Source organism: Candidatus Defluviilinea gracilis (assembly GCF_057138825.1).
The window spans coordinates 1-21,919 of sequence record NZ_DBNHEF010000009.1 but is presented as its reverse complement, the minus strand read 5'-3'; the positions used below and the strand labels follow the sequence as shown (position 1 = coordinate 21,919).

25 protein-coding genes are annotated in these 21,919 nt (G+C 54.0%); 6 read left to right on the top strand and 19 right to left on the bottom strand.

The window, feature by feature from the left end; translation table 11 throughout:
• Nucleotides 1-125: 125 nt before the first annotated feature.
• From AC16KF_RS00910 to AC16KF_RS00880, 7 genes are all read right to left on the bottom strand, one after another.
• Nucleotides 126-938: a hypothetical protein gene (locus AC16KF_RS00910; RefSeq protein ID WP_484035399.1), complete on the bottom strand. Its 813-nt coding sequence runs from the start codon at nt 936-938 to the stop codon at nt 126-128.
• Nucleotides 939-1,084: 146 nt separating this feature from the next.
• Nucleotides 1,085-1,987 carry a lysostaphin resistance A-like protein gene (locus tag AC16KF_RS00905; RefSeq protein WP_484035398.1) on the bottom strand — a complete coding sequence of 301 codons (903 nt, stop codon included), beginning with the start codon at nt 1,985-1,987 and terminating at the stop codon, nt 1,085-1,087.
• The gene (locus tag AC16KF_RS00900; protein ID WP_484035397.1) at nt 1,984-2,763 is read right to left on the bottom strand and encodes a CoA-transferase subunit beta; all 780 of its coding nucleotides are present in this window, start codon (nt 2,761-2,763) and stop codon (nt 1,984-1,986) included. The genes AC16KF_RS00905 and AC16KF_RS00900 overlap by 4 nt, the downstream gene beginning before the upstream one ends.
• Before the next feature lie 140 nt (nt 2,764-2,903).
• Nucleotides 2,904-3,806, bottom strand: a complete 903-nt coding sequence (locus AC16KF_RS00895; RefSeq protein ID WP_484035396.1) for a CoA transferase subunit A — start codon at nt 3,804-3,806, stop codon at nt 2,904-2,906.
• A complete protein-coding gene (locus tag AC16KF_RS00890) occupies nt 3,803-4,057 on the bottom strand; it encodes a hypothetical protein (protein WP_484035395.1) in 255 nt (84 codons plus the stop codon). Before AC16KF_RS00890 ends, AC16KF_RS00895 begins: the two co-directional genes overlap by 4 nt.
• Before the next feature lie 2 nt (nt 4,058-4,059).
• The gene (locus tag AC16KF_RS00885; protein ID WP_484035394.1) at nt 4,060-4,818 is read right to left on the bottom strand and encodes a methyltransferase domain-containing protein; all 759 of its coding nucleotides are present in this window, start codon (nt 4,816-4,818) and stop codon (nt 4,060-4,062) included.
• A 145-nt stretch (nt 4,819-4,963) separates the two neighbouring features.
• Complete coding sequence (locus tag AC16KF_RS00880; RefSeq protein WP_484035393.1) at nt 4,964-6,619, bottom strand: aldehyde dehydrogenase family protein; 1,656 nt, start codon at nt 6,617-6,619, stop codon at nt 4,964-4,966.
• A 154-nt stretch (nt 6,620-6,773) separates the two neighbouring features.
• On the opposite strand from AC16KF_RS00880, the gene AC16KF_RS00875 reads away from it, so the two are divergent.
• Together AC16KF_RS00875 and AC16KF_RS00870 are read left to right on the top strand one after the other, a co-directional pair.
• Entirely contained in the window at nt 6,774-7,070 is a 297-nt protein-coding gene (locus AC16KF_RS00875; protein ID WP_484035392.1) for a hypothetical protein, read from the top strand.
• Between the two features lie 15 nt (nt 7,071-7,085).
• Nucleotides 7,086-7,310, top strand: a complete 225-nt coding sequence (locus AC16KF_RS00870) for a YbbN family protein (protein WP_484035391.1) — start codon at nt 7,086-7,088, stop codon at nt 7,308-7,310.
• A gap of 43 nt (nt 7,311-7,353) precedes the next feature.
• Here AC16KF_RS00870 and AC16KF_RS00865 read toward each other — a convergent pair whose 3' ends face one another.
• Nucleotides 7,354-7,848, bottom strand: a complete 495-nt coding sequence (locus AC16KF_RS00865; protein WP_484035390.1) for a ferritin — start codon at nt 7,846-7,848, stop codon at nt 7,354-7,356.
• Nucleotides 7,849-8,283: 435 nt separating this feature from the next.
• On the opposite strand from AC16KF_RS00865, the gene AC16KF_RS00860 reads away from it, so the two are divergent.
• The 4 genes from AC16KF_RS00860 to AC16KF_RS00845 all read left to right on the top strand — a co-directional run bounded on the left by AC16KF_RS00860 (nt 8,284) and on the right by AC16KF_RS00845 (nt 12,248).
• On the top strand, nt 8,284-9,081 hold the full coding sequence (locus AC16KF_RS00860) for an SAM hydrolase/SAM-dependent halogenase family protein (RefSeq protein ID WP_484035389.1): 798 nt from the start codon (nt 8,284-8,286) through the stop codon (nt 9,079-9,081).
• Between the two features lie 8 nt (nt 9,082-9,089).
• Nucleotides 9,090-10,730 (top strand): ABC transporter ATP-binding protein, encoded by a 1,641-nt coding sequence (locus tag AC16KF_RS00855; RefSeq protein WP_484035388.1) that lies wholly within the window; start codon nt 9,090-9,092, stop codon nt 10,728-10,730.
• A gap of 86 nt (nt 10,731-10,816) precedes the next feature.
• Entirely contained in the window at nt 10,817-11,365 is a 549-nt protein-coding gene (locus AC16KF_RS00850; RefSeq protein ID WP_484035387.1) for an ECF transporter S component, read from the top strand.
• Nucleotides 11,366-11,369: 4 nt separating this feature from the next.
• Nucleotides 11,370-12,248, top strand: coding sequence for an energy-coupling factor transporter transmembrane component T family protein (locus AC16KF_RS00845; protein ID WP_484035386.1), 879 nt, complete (start codon nt 11,370-11,372; stop codon nt 12,246-12,248).
• A 168-nt stretch (nt 12,249-12,416) separates the two neighbouring features.
• Here the strand turns inward: AC16KF_RS00845 and AC16KF_RS00840 are convergent, their stop codons facing one another.
• The 11 genes from AC16KF_RS00840 to proS all read right to left on the bottom strand — a co-directional run bounded on the left by AC16KF_RS00840 (nt 12,417) and on the right by proS (nt 21,659).
• On the bottom strand, nt 12,417-13,235 hold the full coding sequence (locus tag AC16KF_RS00840; protein ID WP_484035385.1) for a DUF1684 domain-containing protein: 819 nt from the start codon (nt 13,233-13,235) through the stop codon (nt 12,417-12,419).
• An 82-nt stretch (nt 13,236-13,317) separates the two neighbouring features.
• Nucleotides 13,318-13,533, bottom strand: a complete 216-nt coding sequence (locus AC16KF_RS00835) for a type II toxin-antitoxin system RelE family toxin (RefSeq protein ID WP_484035384.1) — start codon at nt 13,531-13,533, stop codon at nt 13,318-13,320.
• Nucleotides 13,534-13,572: 39 nt separating this feature from the next.
• The gene (locus AC16KF_RS00830) at nt 13,573-13,797 is read right to left on the bottom strand and encodes a hypothetical protein (RefSeq protein ID WP_484035383.1); all 225 of its coding nucleotides are present in this window, start codon (nt 13,795-13,797) and stop codon (nt 13,573-13,575) included.
• A 111-nt stretch (nt 13,798-13,908) separates the two neighbouring features.
• A complete protein-coding gene (acs, locus tag AC16KF_RS00825; RefSeq protein WP_484035382.1) occupies nt 13,909-15,861 on the bottom strand; it encodes an acetate--CoA ligase in 1,953 nt (650 codons plus the stop codon).
• A 34-nt stretch (nt 15,862-15,895) separates the two neighbouring features.
• Nucleotides 15,896-16,369, bottom strand: a complete 474-nt coding sequence (locus AC16KF_RS00820; protein WP_484035381.1) for a hypothetical protein — start codon at nt 16,367-16,369, stop codon at nt 15,896-15,898.
• A gap of 51 nt (nt 16,370-16,420) precedes the next feature.
• The gene (locus tag AC16KF_RS00815; protein ID WP_484035380.1) at nt 16,421-16,864 is read right to left on the bottom strand and encodes a universal stress protein; all 444 of its coding nucleotides are present in this window, start codon (nt 16,862-16,864) and stop codon (nt 16,421-16,423) included.
• Between the two features lie 55 nt (nt 16,865-16,919).
• Nucleotides 16,920-18,203 carry an NAD(P)/FAD-dependent oxidoreductase gene (locus AC16KF_RS00810; protein ID WP_484035379.1) on the bottom strand — a complete coding sequence of 428 codons (1,284 nt, stop codon included), beginning with the start codon at nt 18,201-18,203 and terminating at the stop codon, nt 16,920-16,922.
• Between the two features lie 64 nt (nt 18,204-18,267).
• Nucleotides 18,268-18,750: an alpha/beta fold hydrolase gene (locus AC16KF_RS00805; RefSeq protein WP_484035378.1), complete on the bottom strand. Its 483-nt coding sequence runs from the start codon at nt 18,748-18,750 to the stop codon at nt 18,268-18,270.
• A gap of 19 nt (nt 18,751-18,769) precedes the next feature.
• Nucleotides 18,770-19,267 carry a hypothetical protein gene (locus tag AC16KF_RS00800; protein WP_484035377.1) on the bottom strand — a complete coding sequence of 166 codons (498 nt, stop codon included), beginning with the start codon at nt 19,265-19,267 and terminating at the stop codon, nt 18,770-18,772.
• A gap of 20 nt (nt 19,268-19,287) precedes the next feature.
• Nucleotides 19,288-20,088: a DNA alkylation repair protein gene (locus AC16KF_RS00795; RefSeq protein ID WP_484035376.1), complete on the bottom strand. Its 801-nt coding sequence runs from the start codon at nt 20,086-20,088 to the stop codon at nt 19,288-19,290.
• Between the two features lie 131 nt (nt 20,089-20,219).
• Nucleotides 20,220-21,659, bottom strand: coding sequence for a proline--tRNA ligase (gene proS / locus AC16KF_RS00790; protein ID WP_484035375.1), 1,440 nt, complete (start codon nt 21,657-21,659; stop codon nt 20,220-20,222).
• Nucleotides 21,660-21,919 lie beyond the last annotated feature (260 nt).

Below are 21,919 nucleotides of genomic sequence, written 5' to 3'. Positions count from 1 at the left end.
GAGTGCATTATCTCGTCCAGATGAGCGCGATCATCTCTTCCCGCGATTTTTCCTCGATCCTTGGTCATGTCTGGTATCTTGCTCCTCATAACACAGTTCTTCTAAAATGGTCGTGACCTGTTACGTTAATTCTTATTGCACGAAAAATTGACCCCGATCGTGTTACTTGTGTGCCCTGCCTGGTCGGTAATTACAACCCCTACCGTCATGTCATATTGTTTTGTGCCGCAACTCCATTGACCGGTTACGACAGCGCCTTTTCTTTGGTTGGCAGACGGGGCAAATGAAACGTCTTTGAGCTTTCCGGTGACCGCCACCGAAGCGCTGACCAGTTGTAGATCGAGGAAATTCGCGTCGCCCTCGCCGTCGTAGAAATAAACATCTATGTAAACGACCAAGCCGCCCGAGGACGCATCATATCGAACTGTCGCATGGTCGATGATGGGAGCAAGCGCGGCAAGCGGTGTGACGGTTGGAGGCGCGGCGACCTCCTGCAGACCAGCCGCGTCTCCGGTGAGGTTGGCATGTTCGCCCCACAGCCAGCATGTGCCCGCGCCGAGGGGATTATCGATCACCCAATAATTCGCGGTTGAACTTTTCCCTACCACCTCTGCCTGTTGACCGATGGTCAACGCGCCGACGATATCGTACTCCACGCCGGGACCAGAGCGGCAGTTCGTATCTGCGCTGACGGTGATCGTTACTTTGGATGGCGTTACCGTGAAAGCGGGGGCAGGCGTGAAGGTCGGTTCGGGCGTGTTCGTCGGCGCGAGGGCGGTTTGTGTCAACGCTTGAAGAAGATTTGCTTGCGCGGTGATGGTCAATGCCAGGTCGGGACCAGGGGTGGGTTCAATGTGAGGTTCGCTGGTAGGCGCGGCGCACGCCGTAAGGATTAAGGTAAAGAGCATGATGAGATACGCCAGGTTCTTTCGATTCATAGGTCTCCTTTAAATCTAATCGGTCTTGTTACAGAAAGCGCAACAAGCCTTATATCATGGAATGATAAGCGCTTCCTAATTTGCGCGATTGGTTTTGAACAAATTGAGACGATGGTACTACCGTACCGCGATGAAAAACCCTCGAATCACACCGAGCTGTGAAGACGGTTTCGCGTAAACAAGTAGATTAAAATTCCACCCACTGCCAATGATGGCAAAACGATCAACCCTGCTTCGGGGCCGAACGCGCCGCCAGTCCACAACTCGGGCCCAGTGACCTCGATGCGCGTCAGGGGATAAATATCCAAGCCTGAGACGGGGAAACCGAACACAACGCCCTCGAAGAAATTCCAGCCGATGTGTAGCCCAATGGGGAGCCATAGTTGTTTCGTGCGGATGTAGCCATAGGCAAGAAAAACTCCCGCAAAGAAGATTCCCGCCGTGCTGACCCACGTTGCGCTGGGGTTTTGAAGATGGAGCAAGCCAAACACGGCGGAGGAAATGATCACGCCCCAAAAAAGATTGAATCCGCTGGCGATGGTTTGCAGATGGTAGCCGCGTGAGAGCAGTTCCTCGTTCCAGCCGACAAAGATGAACACCATGAGGAACGTCAATGTGTTGGCGATGACTGCGTTGATCGGGTCGAATTGCCACGCAAAGCCCTCGAAGGTCAGCCAGCCGAATGCGAACAGCGTTCCGAAGATGAAGATGAATTGGACGAATGTGATGCCGACGCCCGCGAGAATATCTGTCAGCGTTTGATGGTTGATTTTCAGCCCGAGGCTTTCAAAAGATCGTTTATCGAGCCAGCGACGGGCAACATAAATGGACGCCGTCACTGCGGCGAGGTTGAGTATTTGCCCCCAGATCGAATCAGAGGATTGAAAGTCTATATTCAAAATCCCGGCAACGATAAGGGTAATCACACTAAAAATCATGAGCAACAGAGTTTGAAGGATTAGTCTCCACCCTGCGCGCAAGCGCGGCTCATCGGATGCAATGAAGATCCAAGAAAATATATTTCGTTTCGGTTGGGCTTCTTGCGTCATGCGCTTGCGCCTTTCAGGTAGATACCGGTCGGGTCGAGTTCGTCGCGCAGGATGCGGAGTTCGTTCGCGGTGACTGGATCAGTCGTCCCGACGAGCGAAGCGGACTTCAAATCCCAGCCGGTGTTCGCTCTCGCTTCTTCCAACGTTTTGCCTGGGTGCAATTGCGTGAGGATCATCTCGCCTGATTCGTCCGGTTCCAGGATGCCGATGTCGGTGACGACGGCGAGCATCCCGCCGCCGCGCAGACCGGCTTTCTCGCGGTCGCTGCGCCCGCCGATGAATCCAGCCGAGGTCATGAATTCCACTTTTTCGGGGAAGCGGCGTTTTTGATGCGGGGTCATGATGTAACAGCGGTTCGCCCACGCCGCGATCTCTTGCGAGCCGCCCGAGCCGGGCAAACGCACTTTTGGATTTTCGTATCCGCCGATGACGGTGGCGTTGATGTTGCCGAATTTATCAATTTGCGCGCCGCCCATGAAGCCGACGTCCACGTTGCCGCGTTGGAGGTAGTTGGTGAAAATGTCGTACATGCTCACCACAGATAACGCGCCGCTCACGAGGGTTGGGTCGCCGATGGACAGCGGCAGTCGCGCAGGCTCCGCGCCGATCACGCCCGCTTCATAGATCATCACGAGGTTCGGCGCATGAGTGCGCTTGGCAAGGTTGCACGCGAGATTCGGTTGACCAACACCGACAAATACAACATCGCCATCGCGCAACAACCGCGCGGCGTTGATGATCATTAATTCGGATGATGAATATTTTATTTCGCTCATGGTTATCTCTGGCATGTCACCCTGAGCGGCAGCGAAGGGTCTCTACTATCGTGGTAGAGATGCTTCGCTACGCTCAGCATGACATGGTGAAAATGAATGCCTGTCTACGTGTTTACCTGTTTCCGTGTCTACCTGTTTACTCAATACTTCCCATAATTGATTGGCTCGCTCATCAAGTCTGGAACTTCCAATCGCTTGTGAGTCTCCGCGCCGAGTTTTTGCCAATATTCGTTTCGATCATTTACGCCGTACACCCAATCATCCAAATATTGTTTGGTGTATTCAGCCGATTCGCTGACCTTATCCCACGCGAGATAAAACTCGTTGTCGCGGTCATAATATCCCTGCGCGTAACTGGGATGGCACGCAAACGGCACGTGGCACACCGCGCTGACGACGATCTCGGAGATCATCGTGCGGTTCGGGTCGGAGCGGATGACGGATTCGTCCACGATCTCCTCGGCGGTGACGATGACTTTCTTCGCGGCGAACGCGGCTTCCTTCTGCTCACCGATGATTCCCCACAAGTGCGCGTTGCCGTTCGCGTCTGCGCGCTGGACGTGGACGATGGCTACATCGGGTTTCAAAGCAGGCACAACGATCACATCCTTTCCGCCGAATGGATCGGCGATGCGTTTGATATTTGGGTTCGCTTTTTCAAGGTCAGCCGCGCCGGTTTGATTCATCGGCAGGAAGGGCAAGCCAGCCGCCCCGGCTTGCAAGCGTGTGATCATCCCGAAGTGCGAGTATTCCTCCCATTCGAGTTTTCCCTGCTCGATCGCCGAACGCACAATGCGAAGCGACCCAACGCCGGGATTTCCCATGTACGAGAAAATGACTTTCTTTGCGCATCCCGCCGCGACCATTTGGTCGTAGATCAAGTCTGGCGTGGCGCGGGCGAGAGTGAGATTCTTTTTTCCCTGCCGAATGATCTCGTGCCCTGCGGCGAACGGGATAAGATGTGTAAACCCGGCGGCATACACGGTGTCGCCGTCGTTTACGAATTTTGCGATGGCATCGGATAGCGGAAGTACTTTTGTCATTCCTCTTTACCTTTCAAGAAGCGCTTCATCCAGCCGAATCGTCCGCTGGAAGGGGATGGGCGCTTGAGTTGTGAACGAAACAAAAACCCGATCCCAGCCACGAGCACGCCCAGGCAAAACAGATCGAAGCGAGGTTGACCGACGCTGTCGGACAGGATGAAATAGACCAGCATCCCCACCGCGATCATGAGGAAAAACGTGCCGATCCGGTGGATGAGTTCCTTGCGGTTGTAATTCTCAGGCTCGCCCATCGCTAGAACGGCTTTCTTGCAGAAAATAAAATCCTGCGAAACGGGTAAAACACGGGACTACCCGGCATTGCCGCGCGCATCTTCTCGCGGATCGAGTTTATAAATTCATTTTTGTGTTCACCCAGCCGTTCAAAATAGGGGACGAGCGCGGTGCCGGAGATCCATTCGACGACGGCGTCCGCGTCTTCCAACACATGGGCGTATATCTTTTCGAACACGACGATTTTTTCCGCGCCGCAATCGAACAGGATTTGAGCGTACTCGTCAATGGTCAGCACGGGGGCGATGCGTTGAAATCCCTGCAAGATGGATTTGAACTTTTCTTCATCGGCCGTTTCACGATAGATTTGATGCGAGATGTGATTGTGATTCGACGGCGCTTGAATGGCGATCTGTCCGCCGGGGTTGAGCCGCGCGAACAACTGCGGAATCAACGCGGCATGATTCGCGCTCCACTGTAACGCGGCGTTGCTGAAGATCAAATCCCAGTCGCCAGAAAGGGCGGATAAATCTCCCGCTTGGAAAACCAGCCCGCCCCGCGCGAAAGAAGCGGCTTTGTCGAGCATTTGCGGCGATGAGTCCAACCCGGTCACATCGGAGTTGGGAAGCCGGTCTGCCAGTTGACTCGTCAACTCGCCGGTGCCGCATCCCAGATCAATTGCTTTGAGATTCGGGCGCGCATCCACGAGCGCGAGCAGGTCGTAAAACGGCGCGGCGCGTTCAGTTTGAAACTTGTGATACTGATCGGGATTCCAAGGCATAAGCAATTCCTCTCTCCCTGAAAGGGTTTGAGGGCGGACGGGTTTCAAAATTTACCGCCAAGAGCGCCAAGAACGCAAAGAAAGAATTAAAACTTGGCGCCCTTGGCGGGCTTAGCGGTTCAAGAAAGTAAGGCGTGGATCGTTCTTACTTGCGCGATTTCTTTTTGACAACTTTCTTTTTCGCAACTTTTCTCTTCGCAGTTGCTTTTGCCTTCTTAACCGCCGCGTGTTTTACCAGCGTTTGAATCTGTTCGTGCATATACAACTGGGCGTAATAGTATCCGCCGCCGTTTTTGCCGCTTGAGCCGGAGCCTTTCCAGCCGCCGAAAGGTTGGAAGCCGGGCCACGCGCCGGTTGTCGCGCCTTGCGGACGGTTCGCGTACGTCACACCGGCTTGGATGTTATCGAAGAACCACGAAGTTTCTTTGGGCGAACCATAGAACCCGGCGGTGAGACCGTAATTGACATCGTTCGCAATGCCCATCGCTTCATCGAGATTCTTCACCTTGCCGATCGTAGCAATCGGCAGGAACATCTCATGCTTCCACAAGCGATGTTCGAACGGCAGGTTGGTGACGAGGGTCGGTTCGCAGTAATAGCCATAATCGTACATGCCGCCAGACTTGACGTTTCCGCCGGTCAGGAATCGCCCACCCGCCTGGTTGATTTCCTCGGTGAAATTTTTGAACTCGTTGTATGAATTCTGGTTGACCACAGGTCCGATATAGGTGGCGCGTTCGGTTGGGTCGCCAATCACCAGCGAGTCCACTTTTGATTTCAGTTTGGCGAGCAATTCATCGTAGACCGGCTCCTCGACAAAGATGCGCGAAGCGGCGGAACATTTTTGCCCTTGCAAACCGAACGCCGAGCGATATATGCCGGTCGCCGCATCTTCGAGATTCGCATTGCGCGAAACAATGGCGGGATTCTTTCCGCCGAGTTCCAGCACGATCGGGCGGACGTAATTGCGATTCGCAAAATCGCGATACATTTTCATGCCCACGTCGAACGAGCCGGTGAAGGTCGCGCCGTCAACGTCGGGGCTGTCTACCAACGCCTGCCCAACCGTCGAGCCGGGGCCGGTCACAAAGTTGACCACGCCGTTCGGGATGCCCGCGTCGCGCAAACATTCCACATACAAGCGCACGATCCATGCGGTGTCTGATGCGGGCTTGATGACAACTGTGTTTCCTGCCACAAGCGCCGCGCCGGTCGGTCCGCCGGTCAACGCGAACGGGAAGTTGAACGGCGAGATCACCAGCCACACGCCATACGGGCGAAGCACAGAGACGTTCGTCGAATCGAATCCTGTGAGCGGGTCTTTGCCCATCGGTTTGATGAAGCCTTTATTTTCCTCCATCATCTGCGCGGGCCAATACATCAGGTCGGCGGTCTCTTGCACATCGCCAAGAGACTCCATGCGGTTCTTGCCCACCTCAAGAGCCATCGCCGCGCCGAGTTCGAAGATGCGCTTCTCGATCAACGACGCCGCTTTACGCACCAACGCCACGCGCTTCTGCCACGGTGTGTGACTCCATGCGGGGAATGCCTTCCGCGCCGCTTCAATTGCCATGCGGGCGTGAAGCGCGTTACCCTTTTGCAGACGCGCCAGCGTCCAACTGGTGTTGACGGGCGAGTGGTCGTCGAACCTTTCATCCGCGAACACATCTTTGCCGTCAATGAACATCCCATATTCTTTGCCGAGATTTTGTTTTAGTTTTGCGACCGCTTTGTCGAATCCCTCATGCAGCGCCTCAGGCGGATTGAACATCGTGCCGTAGGTAAGTTTGAAACCAGCCATACTTCCTCCATAAATTGTTTGATCGTTATTTGGTTTGGAACTGAGCGTAGTATAGCGTAGGACGTGACACTCGTCAAAGATGGCGTTTGTAATCTTTGTGTAAGGACTTTCTGGTACAAATTGTCAGATGAACAACCCAGAAAAGGAGTTGCCGATGACAACCCGCCTCTTTCTTCCATTACTTCTGGTTGCGGTTATTCTTGCGGCTTGTTCCCCAGCCCAAGCGACCCAACCCTCCGCCGCGCCGCCCAGCGTGGAACTTCCCTCCGCCACCCCGGCGATCATTGCCGAGGGTAGCGCAACCCAGCCTCCCGTCGCCAACGAAGCGCCGACCCAGGCTGTTTTGCCCATTGCCACTTCGCGCGGGCCCGAACTCCACGCCACCGATCCAGCCACAGTGTCGCTGGCTTCGGGCGAATATCAATTTGTCGAGTTTTTTCGCTTTACCTGAAGTACCTGCCGCGCCATGGCGCCCATGGTTCATGGGCTTGAAGCGGAATATTTCGGCAGGATCAAGTTCACCTATCTCGACGCCGACGACCCCAACACACATGGTTTTCAACAAGCGTTGGGCTTTTACTACCAACCCGAAGTCTATTTTCTCGACCCCGCTGGGATCGTTTTGAAAAAATGGGTTGGCTTTACCTCAGAAGAAGATTTTGAGGCGCTATTCGCTCAATATGTACAATGAAAAAGAGAGACCGTCATCTTCAAGGTGACGGTCTCTTTTTTAGTTACCCTGCTTTCTCCATGTGAACCAGATACGCTTCCACCATGAGCAGGTTTTTCTCGCCCGCGCGTTGGATCACACTCAATAACTGATCCATTTTGTTGATCTCTTCCAATTGCTCGTCAATGAACCATTGCAGGAAGTTCTGCGCCAGATAATCGTTTTGCGAAACCGCCATGTCCATGAGGGCTTTGATCTGCTCGGTCACTTCTGTTTCCCACGCCAGCGCGGCTTTCACTGCTTCCTCAGCAGAGGCGAACTTCGGTTTCGGCGATGCAATGGCAGGGATTTGCAATTCCGCCTGCGTGTCGAGGATGTAATGCACGAATTTCATCGCGTGCGTTTTTTCCTCTTCCGCCTGTTCGAAAAACAATTTTGACAACAGCGTCAGTTTCTGCGCGTGGAAGTGACTCGCAATACTCAAATATTGCATACTCGCGCCGAACTCGTTGCCGATCTGGGCGTTGATGGCTTTCGCCAATTCAGGACTGATTAACATGGTTTCTCCTTTTCCAGGGATGTATAACGCCGCCAATCTCGACGATTTGAAATCGGCTGCTCCAGATTTTCTCATTGATTCCATGAGCCCAAATCTGTAATCAAAGTATACAACATTGCTTATAATCAGTACACTGAGTCTTTTTCAAGTTAACTTGCGCCCATTTTTGTACCGGATATCCCGACAGGCTCAGCGCAAGTTTCGCGGAGTAGACGGATTTTCTTCCGTTGATTCCGGGGAAAATCCATGACATCCGTGCGATCTGTGTCCAAAGAGATTGCTCACTGCGACTGTATGAAAGCCATGGTCGCATACTCGAGGCGTTTCGGCATCTACAATGTTTTATAATCGTAGGACTTACAACCAGCACTGCGGCGGCGGCAGTACAACTGCCCGCCAACTGCGTAAGTCCTGACAATCTCCTGGGAGAGACCGTTGACAGTTATCAGCCTGATGACCGACTATGGAATCAAAGACGGCACGGTGGGAGTGATGAAAGGCGTGATCTGGGGCATGTGCCCGACAGCGCAAATCTCTGACCTGAGTCATATGGTTCAAGCTCTAAATATCCACGAAGCCGCGTATATTTTGGAGCGTTCCGTTCCATCCTTTCCCAAGGGTTCGATCCACTTGGTTGCGGTCGACCCAGGCGTTGGCACAAAACGCCGACCAATGGCGGCGCAGATCGGCGACTGGTTCTACGTGGGACCCGACAACGGCGTCATCTCCGGTTTGCTGGATCGCGCAGAAGATTCCGGCTGGAAAACCAAATTTGTGGAACTGAATCGGATTCGATATTGGCTGCCGGTCATCAGTTTTGTGTTCCATGGGCGCGATATCTTCTCCCCAATCGCCGCCCACCTGGCAAACGGAGTGCCGATTGGCGACTTGGGAACGCCGTTGAATGACCCGGTACGGATTGACCTGCCCAAACCCTTCCGCACAGAACATGGCTGGCAAGGCGAGGCGATTTACATCGACAATTTCGGAAATATCTCGACCAACATTCACGCCGAGCATCTGGATACCGCGCTGGAACGGAAAGAATCCATTACAGTCAAAGTATTGGATATTGAGATCAAAGGCATGGTGAATACGTTTGGCGATAGACCGGCAGGCGAAGCGATCGCTTTGATGGGCATCTCAGGCGCCTTGCTCATTTCTGTGGTACATGGCAGCGCGGAACGCGCCCTCGGCATAAAACTTGGCGAAAAAATTATGGTAACGTATTAGGTGATGCGATGAGTCAATCTCCACTGGTGATCGAGAATTTATCCTTTCAATATCGGACCCGCCCGGAAAAGGCGATCGACCATATTTCATTCGATCTGAAACCCGGCGAAATGCTGTTAATTGCCGGGTCGAGCGGGTGCGGCAAGACCACCCTGGCGCGTTGCATCAATGGCTTGATACCGCGCTCCTATAAAGGAGAGCGCGCGGGCAAAGTCCTTTTGCATGGCAGGGATGTTTCCGAGATGCAGATCGCCGATGTGGCGCAGACGGTGGGCACATTGTTGCAAGACCCCGAACGACAGATCGTGGCGAGCAATGTGTTCAATGAGATCGCATTTGGTCCCGAAAATCTCGGCTTGCCGCGCGAGGAAATCCTCGCTCGCGTAGATGCGGCGACGAAGCGGTTGAAAATCGAATACCTGCTCGAGCGCGAAACCTTCCATCTCTCAGGCGGAGAAAAACAAAAGGTCGCGCTGGCAGGATTGCTGGCGATGAACCCCTCCATTCTGATGCTGGATGAACCGCTCGCATCTCTCGACCCTGCGTCTGCTCACGAAGCCCTCGAAGTTTTCCGAAGCCTGGCAGACGAGGGAAAGACGGTCGTGTTGATCGAGCACCGCGTAGAAGACGCCATTGTTGCCAAGCCTGATCGGTTGATGTACCTGGAAGCGGGACAGGTGAAGTATCTCGGACCAATTACCAGTTTGCCGACCGTGATCGATCATCGCGAGGTGAAACTCCCGGCCGAATGGGTAGTGAAGCGGGTGCGGCAGGCGGAGAAAATGCCGCCGAAGGTTGAACCAGCCGCGCGGGAGGAGCGAGGCGAGCCGCTCGTCGTGTTCGAGAACGTGGATTTTCGCTACAGCGACGAATCGCCTCTGATCTTGCACAATGTCAATCTCCAGATCCGTCGCGGCGACTTGATCGCGGTGTTGGGTCCGAATGGCGCGGGGAAGTCTACGCTGGTCAAACATGCCATCGGGTTGCTTAAGCCGACCAGCGGACGCGTGCTCGTGGAAGGCAAAGATACAAACAGTATGAGCGTTGCGCAGATCGCCCATTCGCTTGGGTTTGTGTTTCAAAGCCCCACGCACATGCTGTTCGCGCCGACCGTGCGCGAGGAGTTGGAGTTTGGACCGAAGAATCTGGAGATAGACAGTCTTTCGATTCCGCGGCTGGTTGCTGAAAGTATTCTTACGATGAATTTGAAAGGGTTCGAGGAGTACCCGCCGCTAGGGCTTTCGTTTGGTCAGCAAAAGCGCACGACGATCGCGGCAGTGCTGGCAATGCAATCGAAGATTATGATCATGGACGAGCCGACCGCCGGGCAGGATTATTCGAATTACACGCATTTCATGGAAGCGCTGTGCAAGCCGTCGGAAGGGAGGAGATCGCTGGTTGCCGAAAATTTCGCGGCGACGCTGTTCATCACGCATGATCTCGATCTCGCGGTGACGTATGCCAACCGCGTGTTGTTGTTCGGCGATAAGCATATAGCCGCCGACGGGCAACCAGAAGAGGTGTTGAAGGATTTCGACTTGTTGACGCGCTACCGTGTGCGACCCACGTCGCTTCTTCGCATGAACCTGAGCCTGCTTTCCAAAACCAAGCAGTTTCTCACCGCCGAGGCGCTCGCCGCTTACGCTTGAGGCGTTCCCTGCAACGTTTGCCCATGTGCTGGGTTAATATGAGCGGGTCAGTCCGTTATCCAAATTAATCAAAAGGAGAGAAAGAAATGAACAACAATTCAACTTGGGAATTCGGAACCAGGCAAGTGGTGTACGGCGCCATCGGCGCGGCGCTCTATGGCGCGCTTTCGTGGTTTACGAATTTCCTCGCCATTCCCGCCGCTGGAAATATCTCGTTTCGGCCGGCTGTCGCGGTGTTGATCTTTTTCGGCGTGGCGTACGGTCCGATCGTTGGTTTGCTGGCGGGCTTTATCGGGAATACGATCGGCGACCAGGCTTCGGGCTATGGCTTCTACTGGAATTGGAGCCTCGGCAATGGCTTAATGGGCATGGTGCCGGGCTTGATCATGGCGTCTATTACCGATTTCAAAGCGCAGAGCCAGATCATCAAGGCTGTCGGTTGGGGCGTGCTGGGTATTATCGTCGGAATGTTATTTGCGTCGCTGACCGAAATGATTACCAGCGGAATCGACCTCACCACTGCCATAACGGGCTACTTTGTGCCGACCTTGATCAGCAACACCGTCAACGTTGCCATCTTGTTGCCGATCCTGATGATCGCGTTCGCCGGGATGGCGGCTCGCAGAGGCAGATAACAGAATGCTCGTAACGTGGAAGTACCGCCCGCGCGACACATTCATCCAGCGTTTGGATCCTCGCACCAGGTTTATCGTCCTTCTGTGCACGATCTTCGCATTGACAATACCGGAAATTTGGGATTACCGCTTTATGGTCCCGCTCTTTCTGTTCTCGCTGACCCAGTTCTTATTGGCTCGGATCGAGTGGAAGGATATACGGCGGACCCTTTTCTTTGTGTTCATTCTGGTATTCTTTATTATTGGGTTGAATGGTTTGCTCTCAGGGCGCGGCGGTCCTTCCGCGGCGCTGGACCCCAATTCGCCAATCATTTATCAGGCGTTAATTCCGGGCACAGACTGGGGTATTACGATCACTATTTCGAAGTTATGGTTTGCCCTGACACAGGTGCTTCGCATTCTTGCCATGGCTTTGCCCGCCATGGCAATCCCATATACCCTTGACCCGAATATCTATGGGACTGCGTTCAAGCGCATGGGCGTTTCGGATAAAGTGTCTTTCACCATGGATTTAGCCCTCCGCTTCCTTCCGACATTTTCGCACGATCTCACCATCACAGTGGATGCCCAGCGCGCGCGAGGCTATGAGGTGGAGAAGCTCAAAGGCGGCGTGGTCGAGAAAATTCGCAAACTTGCGCCGTTGATCATTCCCGTCACCATGCAGTCGACGGTGACCGGCGAGGAGGTGATCGACGCCATGGACCTGCGCGCCTTCAACACGGCTCCGCGCACATGGCTCAAGGAATTGCGCTACGCCCCCCGCGATTACTTCATGATCGGGCTGGGGGTTGCGATCTTTCTGGCATGTTGTATCTTGAAGTGGGGTTTTGGAATCGGCGGGTTCTTCGTTCCGGACTTTTTCACGAAGTTTATTTTGGGGTAAATCTAGAAAACGAAAAACGACCTTGCAAGGTCGTTTTTTTCACTCCCTTAAGCCGCGTTACGCAAGATTTTTTTGGCGGAGAGAGTTTCTTGCGCGATTATGGTTGGCGCCCACGAAACTGCGCGAATCAACATTCACTGAAAATAATTGTTGATCCTCACAGAGGAATCAACCTCGATAAATCTCCCCCGCCTCCACGCGGAAGGGGAGCGTGTTTTGCGCGGAGGCGAACACGCAGGTTGCATACGGCGTGAATGCGCACGGCGGACTGTAGGCGTAATTGAAATCCAAAATTAATTTCCCGTTTTTCGGCGCGTCAGTGTAAAGGTACCGGCTGGGCGGATAGGATTCTTTACTGCTGGTGCCGTCTCGAAATTTGACGAATAGTTTCTTCGCGCTTGTTTCGGAGACATCGAGTTTGTAGGTTTTTTCCTCGAAGCGGAACGACACGAACCCGTGTATCTGGTCGTTAACCACGTCGCCCAATGAGTTATCTTGCGGGGAGGCTTTCGGCTGGGGGTAGCGGGTATAGGCGGCGTTGAAGCGGAATTTTTTTTCAATGGGAAACCATTTCAAGGGCGGAAGTTTGAAACGCTCCTCGCGGTCGTTATCCCAAATCCGCATGGAGTATTTTTCCCCATGTTGGTGCACGACCATGCGAAGGTTATTCCATGTGATGAAACTAGGCTTGGGATCTTGGGCTGGCTTGAGGATTGCCTTCTGCGCCGCGCGTCCGTTGACCCTCACATGGATTCCGTTGGCGGGTTGAAAACGGATGGTTTTGCTTGAAACTTCCACCACGCCGAGATAGGTTGGCGCATGTTCCGGGAGAACAACTTCACTCATCGTAGTCGAACCGACCAGGTTCCTGCCTTGTTTGAGTTCGTATAAACCCGCCAGCGCCACCCAGCCGTTTTCGCCGGTCAGCGCGTTGTATTTTTCTGCGCGCCATTGCAGGACTTCTTTTTCATAGGTTGTATCTGCCATGCGGGAAATTATACTGTGAGACATCCCTGAGTAAATTTGCAATTTTGTTATAAAAATCGCCTTTCTCCGAGCATCCTCTGCTTTATTTGGTTTTGTACACTTCTCGCCGATGTTTGACCATATGAACTGTGATGGTTTGCTCCTTGCCGTCGAATGTGTAAAGCGCGCGATAATCCCCCGCGCGTAACTTGAATATCCCCTTGAGAGTACCGGTCAATGGATGATGCGTTGTTTGGTCGAGCCAGCCAGCGGAGCCTTTCCAACACTTGTTGTGCGCCTGATTTGTCGAGTTTTGCAAGTTGGTCGGTGGATTCCTGTGAAAATTTTACGGAGTACATCACCAATTTAGCCCCAACTTATCAGCAACTTCCTTGGCGTCATAAGTAGATGCGCCCTCGCGAACGGCTTTGAGTGATTGACGCAAGGATGCTTCAATCCCATCCTGCGACTCCAGCCCTTCGTCAGGGTCAGACAAAATATCAGCCAGAGTTTGCCGGACGGTCTCTCGAATGATGGAGCGTAATTCGTCAATTGTCAAATCGGAAACTTTATCTCCAAGCATGTTTCACCTCGCTTCCAGTTTACATCACACCGAACAAAAACAGGCTGGGATTTTTCATCTCAGCCTGTTCAGTCTCTAATCTCTGGTCTCTAATCTCTAATCTCTGCTCTTCTATTCCTCCAACGTAGAAATATCTCCCTCCGGCAGTCCCTGCGCCCTCGCCTTCAACACGCGGCGCATGATCTTGCCTGAGCGCGTCTTGGGGAGTTTATCCACAAAGCGGACTTCCTCCGGGCGGGCGATAGGTCCCATGTGGGTGGCGACGTGTTGCCGTAATTCCTCCGCCAGTTCCGGCGAAGCGACTTGACCCGCGCGGAGCATCACGAAGGTGTAAATACCCTGACCTTTGATGTCGTGCGGTAGACCAATTGCCGCCGCCTCCGCGACTGCGGGATGACTCACCAGCGCCGATTCAACTTCGGCGGTGCCGAGCCGGTGGCCTGAAACTTTGAGCACATCGTCCACGCGGCCGATGATCCAGTAGTAGCCGTCGCGGTCACGCTTGGCAGAGTCGCCGGTGGTGTATCTGCCCGGGTTCTTGGACCAGTATTGAGTTACGTAACGATCCGGGTCGCCGTAGATCGTCCTCAGCATGGCGGGCCACGGATTCTTCAACACGAGGTAGCCTTCAGTATCGTCAGGAACAACGGCGCCTTGCTCATCCACGATCTCGGCTTCCTGCCCAAAGAAGGGACGCGTCCCGGAGCCGGGTTTGAGCGGCACGACCGGCGTCGGTGTGATCATGAACGCGCCGGTCTCAGTCTGCCACCATGTGTCAATGATGGGGAGTTTATTTTTGCCGATAACGCGGTGATACCACTTCCACGCTTCGGGGTTGATCGGTTCGCCGACAGTGCCGAGCAGACGTAAGGACGAAAGATCGTGCTTGTCGGGCCACGATTCGCCGAAGCGCATCAGTCCGCGGATGGCGGTGGGGGCGGTGTAGAAGAGCGTGATCCCATAACGTTCGATGCACTGCCACCAGCGATTCGGTTCCGGGTACGCGGGTCCGCCTTCAAAGAGGAAGGAGGTCGCGCCGTTGAGCATGGGCCCGTAGACGAGATACGAATGTCCCGTCACCCAGCCGGGATCGGCAGTGCACCACCAGCGGTCATCGTCGCGCACATCGAAAACATATTTCAGCGTTGAATAGATGCCGACCATGTATCCGCCGTGCGTGTGGACGATGGCTTTGGGCTTGCCGGTGGAGCCGCTCGTGTACAAGATGTAAAGTGTGTCTTCCGCATCCATCACTTCGGTTTCGCATTTGCCTTCGGCAACCGGCTGTTCGAGCAGTTCGTGATACCAATGGTCGCGCCCGGTCTCCATGTTCACATCATTGTTGACGCGTTTCACCACGATCACATTTTCAACGGATGGACAACGCTTGAGCGAATCGTCCACGATCTGTTTGAGTTGCACGATCTTCCCATTTTGGAACGAACCGTCGCAGGTGATGACCAGTTTCGACTGGCTGTCCTCGATGCGGCCCGCGAGCGAATCGACGGAGAATCCGCCGAACACCACCGAATGGATCGCGCCGATCTTCGCGCACGCCAGCATGGCAAAAACAATTTCGGGAACCCGTCCCATATAAATGGTGACGAGGTCGCCTTTTTTGATGCCCATCGCTTTGATGAGGTTCGCCATGCGCGTCACCTCGCGGTTCATGGCGTAATACGAATACGTGCGGTGGTCTTTGCCGTCTTCGCTTTCCCAGATGAGGGCGAGTTTATTTTTGCGATAGGTCTTGAGATGGCGATCGATACAATTATGGACAATATTAACTTTCGCCCCTGTGAACCATTTGAAGAATGGCTTTTTGGAATCGTCCAGCACTTTCTTCCACTTGCCGTACCATTCGAGTTCTTTCGCTTCGGCTTCCCAAAACGCGCGGAAGTCCTTTTTCGCGGAGCGGTTGAGTTTATCCCAATCTTTCAGCCGCGCTTCGGCGATCACTTGCTTGGAAGGATAGAAAACCTCGCCTGTCAATTTCTTCTTCGCGGAAGCAGGTTTGCGACTCTTCGCTTTTGACTTGACAGGTTTGCTTTTTTTTACAGCCATTTCAAACTCCTCTGATTAAGATTTTCATACGCCATTACTCGGGCGTAAAAATGAACTCCCATGCCAGCATGTTCCCAGCGAGGATCAATATCGTCAACAACAATCCTTCCAGTTGAAGCGGTTGAAGCCCGAGAAAGCCTGCGAAACCGGGGAAAATGGCAAAGAACAAAACGAGCGCATAAATGACCGGTACGATCCAGCCGTTCTTTCCATACGCGCCGGTAGGATTCGATCTCTTTGCCGCGCTCATGAGTCGGGCTGAAAAGTAGACTCCCGCTCCAGCCGCCAGCACGAACACGAGTTGCCAAACGAAGGGGTTGTCGCCTCCGACTTGCGCGCCCATGCTCATGAGGGCGGGAATCAGGAAAGAGGCATACACGCCGCCAGCCATGCGCTTCATCGTTTCGTCTTTGAACCATTGAGGTCTATCCTTCACAACGGTCCACCATAGACCCACGAGGGCAAAGCATGTCGCTGAGGTCACTGCGTAAAACGTGTCGGTATCCATGCTTCTCTCTTTGAATAGGATGATTTTATCACCGGCAGGCGCGCGATCCGTCTACTCGTTCGCGCGGATCAACAATACCGGCAGGGGCGAATGACGCACAACGTGATAGGTGATACTGCCCAATAATAACATTTTCGCCTCCGACCGTCCCCGCGTGGTCATGGCGATCACATCCGTTTCCATTAATTCGGCAACTTCAAGAATGGTCTCGGCAACGCCGCCTTGACTCAACAAATAGTTTGCCCGCAGATTTTCGGCTTCCAGTGTTGCGCACATATTCTTCAAATACCTTGCGAGTTTCTTTCTCTGTTGTTGATCCTGCGCGTGTTCCTTTCCGAGGGGCCGCGACGGGGGCGCGAATTCAGGTACTGCGGTTGGAATAACATAGAGCAGAATTAACTCGCTCCCAAACCCTCCAGCGATCATTTTCACATGCGGCAAGATCGCTTCGGCAAAAGGCGATCCATCGAGCGGAACAAGAATCCTACTGTACATTCGATACAGCAATTCCTTTCATGAGACTCTGTACCTGCGATTATAAACCTCGCTGTTATTCAACCCAATCCAAAACTTTTTGCCACGCGCCGGCGAGCGGAAGGAACCACGGGAAGCCGTCGTACAATCCCAGCGGCGCACCGGGGAAATCGAATTGCGCGAACGGATGCTCTTTGATGTTCCCGTTTATCATCGCCTCCGCAACAGTTTTTCCGAGATGCGAAGCCATCGCCACGCCATGTCCCGCATACCCCAGCGAATAAAATACGCCGTCCATTTCGCCGACGTGCGTCATCATGTCGAACGCGAAATCGAGCGTGCCGCCCCAAACAAATTCCACGCTCGCGTTTTTCAATTGCGGATACACGCGAATCATTTCGCGCCGCAGAATCTCCGCGCTGCGCGCGATTGAGTTTTTATTTTCAGGGAAGAACGCCGCGCGCCCGCCGAAGATCATGCGGTTATCCCACAGCCGAAAATAATTCAGATAGTGCAGTGAATCAAAGATCATGCGGTTCTTTGGGCTGAGTTCACTCGTAAGCGCGTCGGATAATTTTTCAGTCGCGATGATGAACGACCCGATTGGGATAATTTTCCGTTGCAGTTTTTTTGTGACGCTTCCCGTGTAGCCCGACGTGCCGACTAAAACTTTTTCCGCTTCGAGGTTGCCTCTTTGTGTCTGGATGAAGAACCGCGTCCCTCGACGGGTGAGACTGGTGACGCCCGCGCGGGCATGGAGCGACGCCCCGGCCTTCTCCGCCGCGCGCGCCAAGCCCGCCACGTATTGCGCCGGGTTCAGCCCGCCGCTGACCTCGTCCACGATGCCGCCGTGATACATCGCCGAGCCGATCTCATCCCTCAACTCATTCGGCTGGACGATTCGCACATTGTGGTTGAACTCCTTCGCCATGAAGTCCACCTCATCGTAAAACGAATCGAAGTGATGAGGCTTGCTCGCCGCGTACAAATGACCGTAACGTTTGAAACCGCAGTCAATGTTTTCTTCTTGCACAACTTGCTCAACCGTATCTACCGAGTCGAGCGAGGCTTGAAATAATTGCTTCGCCAGATCGCGCCCATATTTTTTGATCACGCTTTGCATCGAAGGCTTGAGTCCGGTCAATGTCATCCCGCCGTTGCGCGAACTCGCCCCCCAGCCGATGGTCTCCGCCTCGAGTACCGCAACATTGATGCCGCGTTTTGCCAAAGTTCGCGCGGCGGATAACCCCGTGAACCCTCCGCCAATGACCGCCACATCCACTTTGGAGAGAAGCGGTGTCGCGGCATGTTCTTCGCCGGGCATTTTTGTGGTGGTGTGCCAGTAGATTTGTTGATTCACGCAGACTCCCGGAACGCGGACTTCAGTCCGCTAATTTTCAAGATGCGGACTCAAGTCCGCATTCCTAGTTTAGAATTTTCTTCCAATCCAACTGGTGCAATGTTTTGTGCAAGCGATGGTCGTCGTCCACGATGATGTAGTTGAGATTTGTGAACAACGTCTGCGCAACCTCGCGCGCCGCTTCCAGCGGAACCACGTCATCCCGCGTCCCGTGGATCACGGTGACGGGAACTGAAGCAGGCTGAACGTCGAGGAAAGAACCGAAGGGTTCGCGCAGGAGGGCAGGGGCGAGCAGGATCAACTTCCGCACGCGCGTCGGATTCTTGCATGTGTACACAGTCCCCATGAGGCCGCCGTACGAGGAGCCAATGATCGTCCAATCCGATTTGTTCACAAGGATCGGTTGAAGTTGAATCATGCGCTCCTCGAATGAGCCTTTGAAATCGGGCGTGATCATGCCGGGGAACCACTCGCGGAACTGACGCGCTTTGCCGCTGTTGCTGTCGCTTTCGGAGCCGTGCAGGTAGATGAGGCTTGTGTTATCCATGGTCGGTGGGCGTCCAGCGCTATTGTTTTTCCATCCGCATGAGGATGGCTTGCGTAATCGCGCCGAGAACGAATAACCCTCCCGCAACGAGAGTTTCGGCGGTTTGGCTGAGGCGAAAGAGCGTGGTGGCGTAGATGGCGCCGATCAGGCTCGAGATGACGATCAATGCCCAATCGGTAAACACGCCAATGATAATCGCGCCGATAACCGACCCCACAAAAAAAGGCAGGATGGGAAACGTTAATATGCCCGGTTCGAACCATTCCATGAGCGCGTACCCGCCCGCAAAAAAACCTGAAATATAAAACCCAACAGGTTTGTTGACGATCACCATCCAGGCGGCGAGGATCGCAACCCCAGCCATGAAGGCATACCCCGACCAGGCGGGGAGAGTAGCCGGTAGCTTTGGCGTAAAGCGGAGCGCGACCAGCGCCGCCATGCCTGCGGCGAAAAGAAAGTTAAGTTCGCGGCCGAGAAATAAAATGATCGCGCCGATCACGCCTCGCAAAACCAACATGGCGTTCCTTTCATTGTGCTTTAGTTTTTGATGTTGCGTAGTATCTCGCGGATCTGTAATTGCAAATCGAGCGGGAGGTCCGGCGACATTCTCCGCAAGGCGATGGCTGGTAGTGGGCTCTTGGTCTCTTTCAATATTTGTTGGATAAAATGCAGCGATTCATCGGGTGACGCATTGTGGAGCGCGATCAGGAGTTCCTGCAAGTCGAATTGTAACGCGGCTGGCGAGGCTTTGAAGACCGGCTCCACGATCTCAAAAATGGGCGGCAAGTTGTCGAAATCTGGTGAAGCGATGAGCGGCACGAGCGCTTGCAATCCGTTCGACCACATGCGTTGGCGCGTGGGATACAACCACTCTTTGACTAACACCAGAAACAGACCCGGCGTTTCTTTTCTTAGACGGGTGAGGCTGGTCGTCAGTAAGGCGGCTCGCACCGACGGGTCGCGGATGGCTTGCGTCCACGCGGTGAGGCGGGCGAGCAGGCGTTCTTCTTGCGGCGGGATTCGTCCCAGCAGAAATGCGGCAAGCAGGCGCGTTTCGAGCCAGCCTTCATCCCACAGCGCGTCGGCAAGTTCCAGCGCTTGAATTGGATTCTTTTCCGCAACAGAACTTAATTCCGTTTCAATTTGTCTTAGGACGACTGCGGGTGTTCGATACGTCGGCAAGACTGACGATGGCGCCACGCCCTGACTCCGCAATGTGCGGTTGACGTAGAAATCGAGGATCTCTTTCAGTTCGCGCAAAAAATCCGCTGGCTGGTCGAACAAGTCAGCCAGTTGCGCGGTCTGTTTTTTGAGGCGGGCGAGGTCTATGGCGGGCATGGCGATTTACGATTTACGATTGACGATTTGCGATTGACGATTGGGATACGAGTTACAAGTTACGGGTTGCGCCTGTGCGATTCGTAACTTGTAACTCGTAACTTGAAACTCAGAACTTGAAACTTGAAACACTAATATGCGCGTGCGAAATACACTTTCCTCTTGGAAGGCTTGCCGCAGACGATACACGTCCCTTCTGAATCAGGTTGGTTCATGGGGATGTTGCGCGTGGTAGCTTTGGCTTCCTCTTTCACTTTCGCCTCGCATTCCAGCGACTCGCACCAGTAGGCGAATGCCCATCCGTCGGCGACGATGCGTTTGAGGTCTTCGTAATCCTTGGGCTCGTGGATGTTCGCATCGCGATACTCCGTGGCGCGCTTGAGGAGCGAATCCTGTATCTCACTGAGAAGCAGGATGACCGTCGAGGAAAGACCCGTTTGCGAGACGAAGGTCTTGCCATCCCTGCCGGGCTTGTCGCGACGGGCAAGCGCGACGGATCCTTTTTCCACATCCTTGGGACCGATCTCCACGCGGACGGGGACGCCGCGCATCTCCCAATCGTTGAACTTGAATCCACTGCTGACGTTGTCGCGGTCGTCCATTTTGATGCGGATGCCAGCGGCTTTGAGTTCGGTGAAGACGCGGTCGGCGACTTCCATCACTTTGGTTTTCTCGGCGTCGTTCTTGAAAATGGGAACGACAACGGCTTGGATGGGCGCGAGGCGGGGAGGCAGGACGAGACCTTGATCGTCGCCGTGCACCATGATCATCGCGCCGATGATGCGGCTCGAGATCGCCCATGAAGTTGTTTCGGCAAATTGGAGTTCGTTGCCCTTGTCGAGGAATTTGATGTCGAACGCCTTTGCGAAGTTCGTGCCGAAATAATGCGACGTGCCAGACTGCAACGCGCGTTTGTCCCACATCATCGCTTCGATGGATGTGGTGATCTGCGCGCCGGGGAAACGTTCCGATTCGCTCTTGGGACCTTTGAACACGGGGATCGCGGCTTCCTCGAGACAGAACTTCTCGTAGATGTCGAGGATGCGATACATCTCTTCCAGCGCTTCGTCCGCGTCCGCGTGCGCGGTGTGACCTTCATGCCAATAGAATTCTGCCGTGCGCAGGAAAAGTTTCGTGCGAATTTCCCAGCGCATCACCGAACCCCACTGCACGATCAAGATGGGCAGGTCGCGCCACGATTTGACCCATTTCGAATACATGTATCCGATGATGGTCTCGGACGTGGGGCGCACGACCAGTTTCTCTTCCAATTCTTCGCCGCCGCCGTGCGTGACGACCGCGAGTTGAGGCGAGAATCCTTCCACGTGTTCTTTTTCTTTTTCAAAGAACGACAGCGGAATCAACGTGGGGAATGCCGCGTTGACGTGACCCGTCTTTTTGAATTCGCCATCAAGCCAGGATGTGATGTTCTCCCACAGCGCCCAGCCGTAGGGTTTGACGACCATACATCCGCGCACGGGAGAATAATCTGCAAGGTCAGACTTTACAACGAGTTGGTTGTACCATTCCGAAAAGTCTTCCGCGCGGGTGGGTAGTTTATCTTCAGCCATTTTGTCCTCTTTTATGTTTACCTCGGTGGTCGAGTAGGGCGAGTGTTTTTCTCGCCCGTATCGAGACCACAGGTGTTCAAATGTAATTTTGCAACATGAGTTGCTTTACGGCGTGGTGGTCTCGATACGTCCCTCGTCTTCGCTATCGCTCCGCTCAGGACTACTCGACCACCGAACTATCCTACTAACAAACTATCTAAACTATGAACTGCTTTCCGTGCATCCTCCGCGAACAACAAATCATCGCGTTGGCGCATGGG